Origin of the sequence: Streptomyces sp. NPDC127114, from assembly GCF_042677525.1 — a bacterium.
Taxonomy (GTDB): Bacteria; Actinomycetota; Actinomycetes; order Streptomycetales; family Streptomycetaceae; genus Streptomyces.
The window spans coordinates 18,864-32,335 of record NZ_JBHXTJ010000044.1 but is presented as its reverse complement, the minus strand read 5'-3'; the positions used below and the strand labels follow the sequence as shown (position 1 = coordinate 32,335).

Here is a 13,472-nt window from a genome sequence, read left to right as displayed (position 1 = left end):
CGACGCCCCGGCGGACCCGGGCGCGCGGAACGCCGCCCCACCCGCGCGGCAGACCGCCGGGACGCCCTCCACGCCGGTTCCCGCACCGGCGGGAGCCGGATCGGGAACCGGCGGCTCCGCTCCGGCCGGCCCCGCCACGGCGGCGCGGATGCCGCGCTGGCTGCCCCGCGCCCTGGTGCTCGCGCTGGCCCTCTACGCCTGCTTCCAGCTCGGCAGCTGGGCCTTCCACCAGCTCGTCGGGCTGCTCGTCAACATCCTGCTCGCCTTCTTCCTGGCCCTCGCCATCGAACCGGCGGTCGGGCGCATGGCGGCCCGCGGGATGCGCCGGGGCCTCGCCACCTTCCTCGTCTTCTTCGCCGTCCTCGTCACCGGCGTCGGCTTCGTCGTGCTCCTCGGCTCGATGCTCGCGGGCCAGATCGTCGACATGGTCGAGAACTTCCCCAAGTACCTCGACTCGCTGATCAACTGGACCAACCAGCACTTCCACACCGAGCTGTCCCGGGTCGAGGTGCAGGACAGCGTGCTGCGCTCCGGCTGGCTGCAGAAGTACGTGCAGAACAGCGCGGCCGGTGTCCTGGACGTGTCCGCCACCCTCCTCGGCGGGCTCTTCAAGCTCCTGACGATCTTCCTGTTCTCGTTCTACTTCGCCGCCGACGGCCCGCGCCTCCGCCGCGCGCTGTGCTCGGTCCTTCCGCCCGCCAAGCAGACGGAGGTGCTGCGGGCCTGGGAGATCGCCGTCGACAAGACCGGCGGCTACCTCTACTCGCGCGGTCTGATGGCACTGATCTCGGGAGTGGCGCACTTCGTGCTCTTCGAGATCCTGGGCGTGCCGTACGCGCCCGCGCTGGCCGTCTGGGTCGGTCTGGTCTCCCAGTTCATCCCGACCATCGGCACCTATCTGGCGGGCGCCCTGCCGATGCTGATCGCCTTCACGGTGGATCCCTGGTACGCGCTGTGGGTGCTGATCTTCGTCGTGGTCTACCAGCAGTTCGAGAACTACGTGCTGCAGCCCAAGCTGACCTCCAAGACCGTCGACATCCACCCGGCCGTGGCCTTCGGCTCGGTCATCGCGGGCACGGCGCTGCTCGGCGCGGTCGGCGCCCTGATCGCCATCCCCGCCGTCGCCACGCTCCAGGCCTTCCTGGGCGCCTATGTGAAGCGGTACGACGTCACCGACGACCCGCGCGTGCACGGCCACCGGCGGTACGGCGAGGCCGTCGTCGCCCGCCTGCAGAAGGCGCTGCACCACAAGAAGGACGCGGCCGAGCCGGACCGGACGCCGAAGGACGATCAGAGGTAGGAGGGGCCCGTCACCCGGTGCCGGAAGAGCCGCCAGATCCACGCCTGAACGGCGACCATGCCCGCCGTGACGGCGAGCACGGCCGGGACGAGCAGCCGTAGCGTCGCCGGGTCGGCGGTGTGGGAGCCGGGAGCCAGGGTGCTCCCGGCCGCGAGCGGGAGGCCGCCGAGCAGCACCGCGGTGAGCGCGAAGGAGTGCCAGGGGCGGCCCGCCCGCCCGACGAGCCGCCGGGCGCGCTCGTACGGCACCCCCGTCAGGCGCAGCGTGGCGAAGCCGAGCCCGTGCGCGGCGAACAGGGCGGCCACCGCGAGGGCGGTGAGGACGGCGACGGGCCCGCCGGCCGGTTCGTACGGGCGGCCGGTCAGCAGGGCCGCGAGCAGCCAGCCGGTGGCGAGCGCCAGGCTCCAGCTGCCCGCCGTCACGGCCCCGTCGCACAGCGCCCGCCAGCGCCGTCCCGGCCCGCGGCCGCGCGTCCACAGCCCGAGGTCCCGCACGATCCAGCCGGCCAGGAGCGGGACGAGTACCGGGAACTGGCCGGTGAGCAGCGTGCCTTCGAGCTCGGGGAAGCAGCCGGCGAGGACGCCCGCGGTGGCGATCAGCCACACCTCGTTGCCCAGGAAGAACGGCGCGAAGGACGCGATCACCAGCCGCCGTTCGCCCGGATCGCGGCCCAGGTACGGGAGGAGCATGCCGGTGCCGATGTCCGCGCCGGCGAGCACGAACCAGCCGGAGGCGAAGAAGGCGAGCAGGGCGAGGGCGAGGGTGTCCACGGTCGGTCGGCTCCTCGGGACGGGGCGGGGCGGGCGGGGCGGTGGCTTGGGTCGGCGGGTCAGTAGCGGGCGGCGGGCAGGGCGTCGGCGGGGTCCGGCTCGTCCGGTCCGCCCCGGCGGTCGTCGTGGCCGAGACCGCCGGATGCGACGGGGCCGCGCCGGGCGTGCCGGGCGAGCAGCCAGGCGTTGAGGACGGCGAGCAGGACGAAGAGCGTGGTGAACACGGCCAGCGAGAGCCGCATCTGGCCGGGGGAGAGGCCGGAGACCGCGTCCTCGGTCTTGAGCAGTCCGTACACCACCCACGGCTGGCGGCCCGCCTCCCGGAACACCCAGCCGCTGATCATCGCGAGGTACGGCAGCGGCACGGCGGCCATGAGGGCGAGGTGCCAGAGCCGGAAGCGGAAGACGACGGTCCTGAAGAAGGCGAGGATCACGCCGGCGAAGGTGAAGTACATCATCAGGGCGAAGCAGATGAGCATGATCAGCCCCGCGCCGCGGGTCCAGCCGATCGAGGGCACGTAGTCACCGGGGCCGAAGCGGGTGACCATGTCGGCCTGGATCCGTGCGATCTCGGCGGTCTTCCCGCCGAACACGGCCGACTTCATCGGCTGGAACGTACTCAGGGCGGAGAACTGCAGCCCGCCGAAGACCGCCGTCACCATCAGCGCGGGGAACGAGACGAACACCCCGATCCGCAGGCTGCGCCCGAAGAACTCCCACTCCGGGCTGCGCCGGAACAGGTGGTAGGCGCTCACTCCCGCCATGAAGAACCCGGCAGTCAGCAGCGCGCCGGCCACGACGTGCCCGAAGGCGAGCAGCGCGGACGGATTGGTGAGCACGGCGACCGGATCGTCGAGGACCAGCATGCCGTTCTCGGCGCGGTGGCCCACGGGGTGGTTGAGGAAGCCGTTGGAGACCAGGATCCAGTAGGCGGACAGGTACGCGGTGAGGGTGACGACCCAGATCGCGGCGAGGTGCGCCCAGCGGTTCAGCCGGTGCCAGCCGAAGATCCACAGCCCCAGGAAGGTCGACTCGACGAAGAAGGCCACGATGGTCTCGACGGCGAGCGAGGCGCCGAAGACGTTCCCCGCGTAGTGGGTGAGCCCGCTCCAGCTCATGCCGAACTGGAACTCCATCACGATGCCGGTGACGATCCCCACCGCGTAGTTGATCACGTACAGCTGGCCCCAGAAGCGGACCAGGCGGGCGTCCAGCGGCTTCCGGGAGACGGTGGCCTTCGTCTGGAGCACGGCGACGACCGTCGCGAGACCGAGGGTGAGGGCGACGAAGAGGAAGTGTCCGCCGGCGGTGAGGGCGAACTGCAGCCGCGCGAGATCGAGTACGTCGGGATTCACGCCGTCAGCGCCGGCGTACGGTCAGGGCCGTGGCGTCGGCCCGCGGTGGACAACGTGCCTACCGCCCTGGTTGCGCCGGACCCCGTCCGCGTACCCCCACGGTTGCGCCCGGCCGACCGCGTCCCCTAGGGGGCAGACGGGTCGGCGGGCAAGCCGGTCAGGGCCAGGCAGGCCGGTCAGGGAAGGCGGGCCGGTCAGGGGAAGGTGGGGCCGGTCATCGGGCCGGCCGGTCAGGGCCAGGCAGGCCGGTCATCGGGCGGGTCGGTCAGGGGTCAGGCCAGCCAGCCCGGCGTGATCATCCCCGACTCGTACGCGAGGATGACCAGCTGCGCCCGGTCCCGCACGTCCAGCTTGGTCATGATCCGGCTCACGTGGGTCTTCGCCGTCGCGGGCGAGAGCACCAGACGCGTGGCGATCTCGTCGTTGGAGAGCCCCGCGCCCACCAGGCCCATGACCTCGCGCTCCCGCTCGGTGAGGGCGTTGAGCCGGGGGCTGGGGTCGGGGCGGCGCGCCCGGCCCGCGAACTCGGCGATCAGCCGGCGGGTGACGGCCGGGGCGATCAGGGCGTCCCCGCGGGCCACCACCCGCACCCCGTGCAGCAGTTCCGTCGGCTCGGTGTCCTTCACCAGGAAGCCGCTGGCGCCGGCGCGCAGCGCCCCGTACACGTAGTCGTCGACGTCGAAGGTGGTGAGGATGACCACCCGCACCCCTTCGAGACGGTCGTCCTCCGTGATGCGGCGGGTGGCCTCCAGGCCGTCGACGACCGGCATCCGGATGTCCATCAGGACGACGTCCGGGCGCAGCTCGCGGGCGAGCGTCACCGCCTGCTCGCCGTCCGCCGCCTCGCCGACCACCTCGATGTCGTCCTCGTCGGCCAGGATCGACCGGAAACCGGCCCGGACGAGGGTCTGGTCGTCAGCGAGCACGACGCGGATCATGCGGGATCTCCCTTGTCGGCGAGGGGGGTGAACGGGAGCCGGGCGTCGACCCGGAAACCACCGGGGATGTTACGGGCCGTCAGCTCGCCGCCGAAGGCCCGGGCACGCTCGGCCATGCCCCGGATGCCGCTGCCCGACGGCCGGTCGTCCGGGGTGCCCCGGCCGTCGTCCTCGATCCGCAGCCGCAGCTCCTCCGCGCCCCAGTCGAGCGTCACGAGCACGGAGCGCGCGCCGGCGTGCCGGGTCACGTTGGTGAGCGACTCCTGCACGATCCGGTACGCGGCGAGGTCGACCGGCGGCGCCAGCGGTACGGGCCTGCCGTCGACCCGGGTACGGACGTCGAGGCCCGCGCCCCCGGCCCGCGCCACCAGCTCCGGCAGCAGCGCGAGACCGGAGGCCGGGGCGGTCGGGGCGGCCTCGTCGGCCCGGCGCAGCACCCCGAGCGTGGCGCGCAGCTCGCGCAGCGCCTCCTTGCTGGTGTCGCGGACCGCCTGCAGCGCCTCCTCGGCCGTGGTCAGGGCGACCTCGGGGGCGGGCTTCTTCCCGAGCCGGTGCAGCGCGGCGCCCGACTGGACGTTGATCAGCGAGATGCTGTGGCCGAGGATGTCGTGCAGCTCACGGGCGATCCGCAGCCGCTCCTCGGTGGCGCTCTGCCGGGCCCGGGCCTCCTGCTCCCGCTCGGCGGCGAGGGCGCGCTGCTCCACCTCGTGCAGATAGGCGACCCGGTTGCGCTGGGCGCGGCCGACCGCGACCAGGCTGATCAGCCAGCCGGCCATCATCGCGAGCGAGGTGTCGTCGATCTGCCGGTGGCCGGGCTGCTGACGGATCTCGCCGAGGGCGACGGCGAGCAGCGTCACGGCCGCCAGCGCGACGGCGGCGGCGAACCGCCCCTCGGCGGCCGTGGTGTACAGCGCGAGCGCGAAGGCGATCAGGAGCGGGCCGTCCTGGGCGAACAGCGGGTAGTAGACGGCGCAGGTGAGGAGGGTCACGACGGCCACCGCCACGGGCTGCCTGCGCCGGAACCACAGCGCCCCGCACCCCACCAGGATCAGCGCCCAGCCGAGCGCGGTGCGCCCCGCCGGTTCGGGCTCGTAGTGCGCGGCGACCAGTGTCCAGACCGCCACGACGAGCAGCACGACCAGAGCCACGGCGCCGTCGCGCACGTCCCGCGGACGGAGGGTGAGGGCCATGCGGGAAGGATAGGCACCCGTCCGCCGCCCGGGTCGTGACGTCCGGCCCGGCACCGGCGTGGTGCGCTTGACACGAAAATCGAACATCCATTCTCATGGAGGTTCAGGGCCTTGGGAACACGGGCTTGTCGCCGAGTTATCCACAGGCTGGAGGGGACGTCGGGGCCCATTGTCAGTGGCAGGGGTTAGCGTCTTTCCCATGAAGCGATCGACTCAAGCAAACCGGGTGGAACCCATGGCAGGAACCGACCGCGAGAAGGCGCTCGACGCCGCGCTCGCACAGATTGAACGGCAATTCGGCAAGGGTGCCGTCATGCGCATGGGAGAGCGCTCGAAGGAGCCGATCGAGGTCATCCCGACCGGGTCGACCGCCCTCGACGTCGCCCTCGGCGTCGGCGGCCTGCCGCGCGGCCGTGTCGTCGAGATCTACGGACCGGAGTCCTCCGGCAAGACGACCCTGACCCTGCACGCCGTGGCCAACGCCCAGAAGGCCGGCGGCCAGGTCGCCTTCGTGGACGCCGAGCACGCCCTCGACCCCGAGTACGCCCGCAAGCTGGGCGTCGACGTCGACAACCTCATCCTGTCCCAGCCGGACAACGGTGAGCAGGCCCTCGAGATCGTCGACATGCTGGTCCGCTCCGGCGCCCTCGACCTCATCGTCATCGACTCCGTCGCCGCGCTCGTCCCGCGTGCGGAGATCGAGGGCGAGATGGGCGACTCGCACGTCGGTCTCCAGGCCCGTCTGATGAGCCAGGCCCTGCGGAAGATCACCAGCGCGCTCAACCAGTCCAAGACCACCGCGATCTTCATCAACCAGCTCCGCGAGAAGATCGGCGTCATGTTCGGCTCGCCGGAGACCACGACCGGTGGCCGCGCCCTGAAGTTCTACGCCTCGGTGCGCATCGACATCCGCCGCATCGAGACCCTGAAGGACGGCACCGAGGCGGTCGGCAACCGCACCCGCTGCAAGGTCGTCAAGAACAAGGTCGCGCCCCCCTTCAAGCAGGCCGAGTTCGACATCCTCTACGGCCAGGGCATCAGCCGCGAGGGCGGCCTGATCGACATGGGCGTGGAGCACGGCTTCGTGCGCAAGGCCGGCGCCTGGTACACCTACGAGGGCGACCAGCTCGGCCAGGGCAAGGAGAACGCCCGTAACTTCCTGAAGGACAACCCCGACCTCGCCAACGAGATCGAGAAGAAGATCAAGGAGAAGCTGGGCGTCGGTGTCCGGCCCGAGGAGCCCTCGGCCGAGCCGGGTGCGGACGCGGCGAGCGGCACGGACGCGGCGGGCGCGGACGAGGCGGGCAAGTCGGTCCCGGCTCCGGCCAAGGCCGCCAAGGCGACCAAGGCCACCGCGGCCAAGAGCTGACCCGGTGACCGGTCGCACCGAATGGCCGGACGGCAGCCCCGACTCGTCGAGGGCCGAGAAGGAGCTGTCGTCCCAGGATCCGGCTGAGCGGGCGCGGGCGATCTGCCTGCGCCTGCTCACCGGAACCCCCCGCACCCGGAAGCAGCTCGCCGACGCCCTGCGCAAGCGGGAGATCCCCGACGAGATCGCCGACGAGGTGCTGTCGAGGTTCGAGGACGTCGGACTCATCGACGACGCCGCCTTCGCCGGCGCCTGGGTCGAGTCCCGCCACCACGGGCGGGGCCTCGCCCGCCGCGCCCTCGCCCGCGAGCTGCGGACCAAGGGCGTGGACCCCGGCCTGATCCAGGAGGCGGTCGACCGGCTCGACTCCGACCAGGAGGAGGCCAGGGCCCGCGAGCTCGTCGACCGCAAGCTGCGCGCGACCCGCGGCCTGGAGCGGGACCGGCGGCTGCGCAGACTCGCCGGCATGCTCGCCCGCAAGGGATACCCGGAGGGCATGGCCCTGCGGGTGGTCCGCCAGGCCCTGGAGGAGGAGGGCGAGGACACCGAGGGGCTGGAGGAGCCCTTCTGAGCCCTGCCTTCGCACCAGGTCTGCCTTCGCGCCAGGTCGCACCGGGTCTGCCTTCGTATGAGCTCGCACCAGGTCTGCCCTCGCACCAGGTCTGACCGAGACCAGGGCCCCTTCCGGCCGGGCTGACCGGCTGAAGCCGGCTAAAGGCCGTCCTGCTCCGGTCCGCCGGACAGGTCCTGGCCCGTCGTGTCCGTCGTGGCAGTCGTTTCCGTCGTGTCCGTCGTGGCAGTCGTGTCCGCCGTGTCCGTCGTGCCGATCGTGTCTGCCGTGTCCGTTCCCGTCGGCGGCAGGACCGGGAGGCCCGCCGACTTCCAGGCCTGGAAGCCGCCGATCAGGTCCGTCGCGCGGTGCAGGCCCAACCGGTGCAAGGACTCGACCGCGAGGGAAGAGGCGTAGCCCTCGTTGCAGAAGACGACGATCCGTAGGTCGTGGCTGTCGGCCTCGGGCACACGGTGGCTGCCCTGCGGGTCGAGCCGCCACTCCAGTTCGTTGCGCTCGACGACCAGGGCGCCCGGGACCAGGCCGTCCCGTTCGCGCAGGGCCGCGTAGCGGGTGTCGACCAGGAGGGCGTCGCCCGCCGCGTACGCCTCGTACGCGGTGCGGGCGTCGACACGGTCGAGACCGGCCCGTACCCGCTCCAGCAACTCGTCGATACCGAGGGGCGCGTCGCCGAGGGGCGCGTCGGTGGGTGCGTCGCTCACTGCCAGTCCTCCGGGAGTTCGACCTGCTCGAGACGGAGCACCGAGCCCGTCCGGCTGAAGCGCCGGATCAGCGGGAGCGGCGGATAGTAGGCGTGCACCGAGACCGCGTGCTCCGAGCGGGACTCGTTGAGCACCTCGTGCACATGGTGGCGGCCGAAGGCGCGGCCCCGGCCGGCCGGCAGCTCGCGGCTGCGGTCGACGCCGTCGGCCAGCTCCAGGTTCTTCCAGCCGCTCGCGGGGAGCCGTACCGCGAGGGAGTTCTCCCGCAGGGTGCCGCGCGCGGTGGCGAAGGCGCCCAGCGATTCGGCGTGGTCGTGCCAGCCGGTGCCGGTGCCCGGCGGCCAGCCGATCAGCCAGGCCTCGCTGCCGCCCGGGCCGTCGAGCCGCACCCAGGTGCGGCCTTCGGGATCGAGGGGGAGCGACAGGACCAGAGCCGCGTCGGCGGCCGTGCGCCGGACGAAGTCCAGCAGTTCGGCCTCGGTGGGAGCGGAAGAGCCGGAAACGGGCGTGGGGGCGTGCTGTGTCTGGGACACGAAGGACCGTCCTGAGGTTCGCGAAAGCGCGCACGACCAGGCGGGCGCGCGCAGCTGAGAAAAGGGGAGGCGAATTCAGCAGGACGGGCGACACATGCAGCCCGCGTAGCGGAGCAGGTCCATATGGACCCTCCGCCACAGGCGCACATCGGTGTCGGTCACGCTCCGGAGTACACCACGTGCGTCTGCGGCGGTCAATCGACGTCCGCCGGTGTCAGGACGGGGCAGGCCCTCGACGACCCGCTCCCCGGCCTCAGTTGACGTCCGCCGTACGGTCACCGCTCCTGGCCCCGCCGGACGTGTCGGCATGCGGCGTCTCCTCCTCGGCCGGGGCCCCGCCCCGTACCGCGTCCGCCGCCGCGTGCAGCTCCTCCGGCCGTACGCCGGCGAACGCGGCCGCCAGGTGTCCGTCCGGGCGGACCAGGAGGACCGCGTGGGCGGGGGCGCCCGGATAGGCCTCGGTGACGAGGAGTTCGGCCGGGGCCGGCAGGGCGTCCACGGCCTCGGCGAGCCGGGGCATCACCCCCGCGCTCACCCAGTGCCGGCGGTCCCACACCCCGGTGCCCGGAGCCACGAGCAGCACGAGCAGCCGGCCCCGGCCGAGCCGGTCACGCAGCCGTACGGTCGTCCCGTCCGGCGCCGTCACCCGGACGTCCTCGGCCGGTGCGCCGTCCGGCGTGCCCACCGGGATCCGGCCCTCGGAGGGCTCCGGCGCCAGCGGCGAGTGCGGATACGCGGGCGGCGCGCCCAACGGGCCGCGCCCGAGGTGCCCGTCGCTGAGCAGGGCTTCATGGCCGCGGCCGCCGCCCCGCAGATAGGTCCGCAGCCCGCCCCCGCCGCGCAGCACGGGGAGCGACTGGTCGGCGGCCCGCAGCCGGGAGGCGACGGCAGAGCGCCGCTCGCTCTGGTAGCTGTCGAGCAGGGCCGGTGAGGCGTCGCGGTGGTGCCAGGCGTGGGCCAGCTTCCAGGCCAGGTTGTCGACGTCCCGCAGCCCTTCGTCGAGGCCCTGGGTGCCGACCGCTCCCAGCAGGTGCGCCGCGTCGCCGGCCAGGAAGACCCGGTCCACCCGCCAGCGCCGGGCCAGCCGGTGGTGGACGGTGTGGACGCCGGTGTCGATCAGGTCGTACGGCGGGGTGGCGCCCTCGCACCAGCCGGCCAGGGTGTCGCGGATGCGGCTGACCAGCGCGTCGGGCGTGACCAGCTCGCCGCGCGGTGGCAGCAGCCAGTCGATCCGCCACACCCCGTCGGGCAGCGGCCGCGCGGTGATCTCGTCGCCCGCGCCCCGCCACGCCGGCTGACGGTGCAGCAGGGCTTCGCCGGCCCAGGGCAGTTCGGTGCGCAGGGCGGCGACCGCGTGCCGTTCCACCGCCGTACGGCCGGGGAAGCGGACGCCGAGGAGCTTGCGGACGGTGGAGCGGGCGCCGTCGCAGCCGACCAGATGGCTGCCGCGCCACCAGGTGCCGTCGGGGCCCCGGGTGTGGGCGCTGACGCCGTGTTCGTCCTGTTCGACGGTGTCCACCCGGGACTCGGTGACCAGGGTGACGAGGTCCTGCCGGGCGATGGCGTCCCGCAGCCCGCGGGCCAGGGCGTGCTGGGGGATGTGCAGCGGGGCGGCGGGGCCCGCGGGCTCGCCGTCCGCCCCGTCGTCCGCGACGCCGAGGCCGAGGTCGAGCCGCACGTGCCGGGTCTGCTGCCGGCGGCGCAGCGAGCGCCAGCCGGCCCAGCGCACCCCCTCGTCACGGAGCGTGGCGCAGCCGAGCCGTTCGACGAGGGCGGCCATGTCGGCGCGCAGCACCGCGGTGCGGGCGGGGCGCGGTTCCTCCTTGCCGGGGCCCTCGTCGAGGACGACGCTGGGCACGTCCTGGGCGGCCAGGGCGAGGGAGAGCGCGAGGCCGACGGGCCCCGCGCCGACGATGATCACCGGGTCCACGGCGCGACTCCTGAAGGCGGGCAGGGCCGTACGGGCGTACGGGAGGCACAGCAGGGTGTGGCGCGGGCCCGGAGCTTGATCACAGAACGTATGCAACCCACTGGGGGTGCGTGCGTCAAGTGACGGGGGCAGCGGCGTCGCCACTGCCCCCGGATGATGTCACATGCCGTCAGTTCTTCGTGATGCCAGGGCCGTCGGCGGGTCCGCCGACCGGACCGCCGACCGCTCCTTCGGAGGAGTCCGCGGTCGCCTGGGCGGGCACGACGGCCGTCACGGCCGGGTCGGCGACCTTGATGCCGGTCTTCGCCCGGCGGCCCCGCTTCTCGATCCAGGTGGCGAGCGCGGAGAGCGCGAGGCACAGCGCGATGTAGATGGCGCCGAAGACCACGATCACGGAGACGTAGGGGTACTGGCCGTTGACCAGGGTGTTGGAGGCGATCAGCCGGGCCGAGTACAGCAGCTCGGGGTAGAGGATCACGAAGCCGAGCGAGGTGTCCTTGAGGGTGACCACCAGCTGGCTGATGATCGTCGGCAGCATGGCCCGGACCGCCTGCGGCAGCAGGACGGAGGTCATCACCTGGGTCTTGGTCATGCCGAGCGCGTAGGCGGCCTCGCGCTGGCCGCGCGGCACCGCGTTGACGCCGGCGCGCAGCACCTCGGCCTGGACACAGCCGTTGTAGACGGACAGGCCGAGCGCGAGCGCCCACATCGAGTAGTCGGTGAGGAAGGCGACCCACACCGCGAAGATCGTGATGAGCAGCGGGATCGAGCGGAACACCTCGATGAAGGCGGTCGCGAACCAGCGGACCGGCTTGTGCTCGGAGAGCCGGGCGACGGCGAGCAGCACACCGAGCACGAGGGAGCCGACCGCCGCGAGGGCGAAGGCCTTCAGGGTGGCGAGCAGCGCGTCGGCGATGTTCTGCCGGATGCCCGCGTAGTTGAAGATGTCCCACATCTCGGGGGCGAGGTGGCCCTTGTCGGCCAGCCGCACCAGGCTGATCGCGAGCAGCGCGAGGATGGCGAGGCTGCCGACGACGGCGTAGATCCGGTTGCGGATCCGGGCCTTGGGGCCGGGGGCGTCGAAGAGAACGCTGGCGCTCATCGGGCGACCTCCAGGTTGCGCTCAAGGAGACGGAAGAGTCCGCTGATGGCGAAGGTGATGACCAGGTAGGCGGCGGCGACCCAGAGGAAGATCGGGATGATCGCGTAGCCCTGCTCGCTCATCAGCGTCTGCCAGCCGAAGAGCTCGGTGACGCTGAAGGCGCCGGCGATGGCCGAGTTCTTCGTCAGGGCGATGAAGATCGAGCTCAGCGGCGGCAGCACGGTCCTGGTGGCCTGCGGCAGCACGACGAGGCGCAGCGTCTGGGAGAACGTCAGACCGAGCGAGCGGGCGGCCTCGGCCTGGCCCAGCGGCACGGTGCTGATGCCGGAGCGGACGGCCTCGCACACGAACGAGGACGTGTAGAAGCCGAGCGCGAGCGACGCGAGCACGAAGGGGCTCATGCCGGGGAAGAGGATCTCCGGCACGACGAAGACGAAGACCAGGAAGAGCAGCGTCAGCGGGGTGTTGCGCAGCAGCGTCACCCACGCGGTGCCGAAGGCGCGCAGCGGAGGGACGGGGGAGACCCGGAAGCCGGCGACGACGATGCCGAGGAGCAGCGCGATGACCGAGCTGACGGCGGTGATCTCCACGGTTCCTATGAAGCCGTTGCGGAACTCCGCGAAATGGTCGAGCAGTACGTTCATGAGGACTCCGCGTCGGCAGTCGGCGGCGGGCGAGCGTGCGGCAGGCTTACGTGCGGCAGGCGTACGGGCAGGGGGCGCGGCGCCCCGCGGCGCACGGGGCGTGCGGGGCGCTCACGTCTGGGGGCTCGGGCGTCGTCAGTAGCGGACGATCGCCGGCGGCGCGACGTACGCGGAGCCCGAGAGGCCGAGGGTGGCCTCGTAGATCTTCTTGTAGGTGCCGTCGCCCTCGTACTTGGCGAGGATGTCGTTCACCTTGTCGCGCAGGACCTTGTCGTCCTTGTTCATGCCGATGCCGTACGGCTCCTCGGTGAACGGCTTGCCGACGACCTTGAGCTTGCCGGCGTTGGCGGCGGCGTAGCCCTTGAGGATGGAGTCGTCGGTGGTGACGGCGTCGACCTGCTTGGTGAGCAGCTGCTGGACGCAGTCGGAGTACTTGCCGAGCTCGACGGTCTCCGCGCCGTACTCCGGCTTCTTGATCTCCTGCAGCGGGGTCGAGCCCGTGATCGAGCAGACCTTCTTGCCCTTCACCGACTGCGGGCCGGTGATGGCGGTCTCGTCCTTGCGGACCAGGAGGTCGGCGCCGGCCTTGTAGTACGGGCCCGCGAAGCCGACCTGCGCCTTGCGCTTGTCGTTGATCGTGTAGGTGCCCACGTAGTAGTCGACCTGGCCGGTGGAGATGGCGGTCTCACGGAGCTTGGAGTCGACCGTCTTCCACTCGATCTGGTCCTCGGAGAAGCCCAGGTCGGCGGCGATCATCTTGGCGATCTCGATGTCGAAGCCGGAGCGCTTCTTGGTCGCCTGGTCCTCGAAGCCGAGGTAGGGCTGGTCGGCCTTCGAGCCGATGATCAGCTTGCCGCGCTCCTTGGCCTTCTTGAAGGTCGGCGAGTCGAGGGAGACGCCGCTCGCGACGGTGTAGGTGGGGAGCTTGGGGGCCGAGGCGTCACCGGGCTTCGTGGCGGGCTTGTCACCGGCCGAGCCCTCCTTGCCGCCACAGGCGGTCGCGGTCAGTGCGAGCACGGCGACGGCCACGGCCGCGGTCTTGCGGAGCTTCATCGTGAACATCCCTCAG

General features: G+C 72.3%; 13 protein-coding genes and 1 pseudogene. 3 read left to right on the top strand and 11 right to left on the bottom strand.

Annotation, left to right across the window (positions count from 1 at the left end; genetic code table 11):
* Nucleotides 1-148: 148 nt before the first annotated feature.
* Nucleotides 149-1,300, top strand: a complete 1,152-nt coding sequence (locus ACFVGS_RS31030; RefSeq protein ID WP_384419130.1) for an AI-2E family transporter — start codon at nucleotides 149-151, stop codon at nucleotides 1,298-1,300.
* Here the strand turns inward: ACFVGS_RS31030 and ACFVGS_RS31025 are convergent.
* From ACFVGS_RS31025 to ACFVGS_RS31010, 4 genes are all read right to left on the bottom strand, one after another.
* Entirely contained in the window at nucleotides 1,291-2,070 is a 780-nt protein-coding gene (locus ACFVGS_RS31025; protein WP_385695118.1) for a cytochrome d ubiquinol oxidase subunit II, read from the bottom strand. The two genes, ACFVGS_RS31030 and ACFVGS_RS31025, sit on opposite strands and share 10 nt — an antisense overlap.
* A 59-nt stretch (nucleotides 2,071-2,129) precedes the next feature.
* Complete coding sequence (locus ACFVGS_RS31020; RefSeq protein WP_385695115.1) at nucleotides 2,130-3,425, bottom strand: cytochrome ubiquinol oxidase subunit I; 1,296 nt, start codon at nucleotides 3,423-3,425, stop codon at nucleotides 2,130-2,132.
* A 272-nt stretch (nucleotides 3,426-3,697) separates the two neighbouring features.
* A complete protein-coding gene (locus tag ACFVGS_RS31015; protein WP_384419067.1) occupies nucleotides 3,698-4,363 on the bottom strand; it encodes a response regulator in 666 nt (221 codons plus the stop codon).
* A complete protein-coding gene (locus ACFVGS_RS31010; protein ID WP_385695113.1) occupies nucleotides 4,360-5,553 on the bottom strand; it encodes a sensor histidine kinase in 1,194 nt (397 codons plus the stop codon). Before ACFVGS_RS31010 ends, ACFVGS_RS31015 begins: the two co-directional genes overlap by 4 nt.
* A 235-nt stretch (nucleotides 5,554-5,788) precedes the next feature.
* Here ACFVGS_RS31010 and recA point away from each other — a divergent pair, with 235 nt between their 5' ends.
* A complete protein-coding gene (gene recA, locus ACFVGS_RS31005; RefSeq protein ID WP_128976843.1) occupies nucleotides 5,789-6,922 on the top strand; it encodes a recombinase RecA in 1,134 nt (377 codons plus the stop codon).
* Nucleotides 6,810-7,493, top strand: coding sequence for a recombination regulator RecX (gene recX / locus ACFVGS_RS31000; protein ID WP_384419061.1), 684 nt, complete (start codon nucleotides 6,810-6,812; stop codon nucleotides 7,491-7,493). Before recA ends, recX begins: the two co-directional genes overlap by 113 nt.
* 284 nt (nucleotides 7,494-7,777) lie before the next feature.
* On the opposite strand, the pseudogene ACFVGS_RS30995 reads toward recX, so the two are convergent.
* The 7 genes and pseudogenes from ACFVGS_RS30995 to ACFVGS_RS30965 form a co-directional block, all read right to left on the bottom strand.
* Nucleotides 7,778-8,200: pseudogene (locus tag ACFVGS_RS30995) on the bottom strand (rhodanese-like domain-containing protein); the annotation flags it as partial.
* Nucleotides 8,191-8,727 carry a cysteine dioxygenase gene (locus ACFVGS_RS30990; protein WP_384419058.1) on the bottom strand — a complete coding sequence of 179 codons (537 nt, stop codon included), beginning with the start codon at nucleotides 8,725-8,727 and terminating at the stop codon, nucleotides 8,191-8,193. The gene ACFVGS_RS30990 and the pseudogene ACFVGS_RS30995, both read right to left, overlap by 10 nt.
* Before the next feature lie 75 nt (nucleotides 8,728-8,802).
* Entirely contained in the window at nucleotides 8,803-9,036 is a 234-nt protein-coding gene (locus tag ACFVGS_RS30985) for a putative leader peptide (RefSeq protein ID WP_385695109.1), read from the bottom strand.
* Nucleotides 8,981-10,657, bottom strand: coding sequence for an FAD-dependent monooxygenase (locus ACFVGS_RS30980; RefSeq protein ID WP_385695107.1), 1,677 nt, complete (start codon nucleotides 10,655-10,657; stop codon nucleotides 8,981-8,983). Before ACFVGS_RS30980 ends, ACFVGS_RS30985 begins: the two co-directional genes overlap by 56 nt.
* Nucleotides 10,658-10,826: 169 nt before the next feature.
* On the bottom strand, nucleotides 10,827-11,759 hold the full coding sequence (locus tag ACFVGS_RS30975; protein WP_385695104.1) for an amino acid ABC transporter permease: 933 nt from the start codon (nucleotides 11,757-11,759) through the stop codon (nucleotides 10,827-10,829).
* Nucleotides 11,756-12,403, bottom strand: coding sequence for an amino acid ABC transporter permease (locus ACFVGS_RS30970; protein WP_384419046.1), 648 nt, complete (start codon nucleotides 12,401-12,403; stop codon nucleotides 11,756-11,758). The genes ACFVGS_RS30975 and ACFVGS_RS30970 overlap by 4 nt, the downstream gene beginning before the upstream one ends.
* A 135-nt stretch (nucleotides 12,404-12,538) precedes the next feature.
* Nucleotides 12,539-13,456 (bottom strand): glutamate ABC transporter substrate-binding protein, encoded by a 918-nt coding sequence (locus tag ACFVGS_RS30965; RefSeq protein WP_384419044.1) that lies wholly within the window; start codon nucleotides 13,454-13,456, stop codon nucleotides 12,539-12,541.
* Nucleotides 13,457-13,472 lie beyond the last annotated feature (16 nt).

Bases quoted from the DNA above. Each gene is read 5' to 3' on its own strand.
- ACFVGS_RS31030 (WP_384419130.1), top strand. From the start codon at position 149: ATGCCGCGCTGGCTGCCCCGCGCCCTGGTGCTCGCGCTGGCCCTCTAC.
- ACFVGS_RS31015 (WP_384419067.1), bottom strand. From the start codon at position 4,363: ATGATCCGCGTCGTGCTCGCTGACGACCAGACCCTCGTCCGGGCCGGT.
- ACFVGS_RS31010 (WP_385695113.1), bottom strand. From the start codon at position 5,553: ATGGCCCTCACCCTCCGTCCGCGGGACGTGCGCGACGGCGCCGTGGCT.
- recA (WP_128976843.1), top strand. From the start codon at position 5,789: ATGGCAGGAACCGACCGCGAGAAGGCGCTCGACGCCGCGCTCGCACAG.
- ACFVGS_RS30985 (WP_385695109.1), bottom strand. From the start codon at position 9,036: ATGCCGACACGTCCGGCGGGGCCAGGAGCGGTGACCGTACGGCGGACG.
- ACFVGS_RS30975 (WP_385695104.1), bottom strand. From the start codon at position 11,759: ATGAGCGCCAGCGTTCTCTTCGACGCCCCCGGCCCCAAGGCCCGGATC.
- ACFVGS_RS30970 (WP_384419046.1), bottom strand. From the start codon at position 12,403: ATGAACGTACTGCTCGACCATTTCGCGGAGTTCCGCAACGGCTTCATA.
- ACFVGS_RS30965 (WP_384419044.1), bottom strand. From the start codon at position 13,456: ATGAAGCTCCGCAAGACCGCGGCCGTGGCCGTCGCCGTGCTCGCACTG.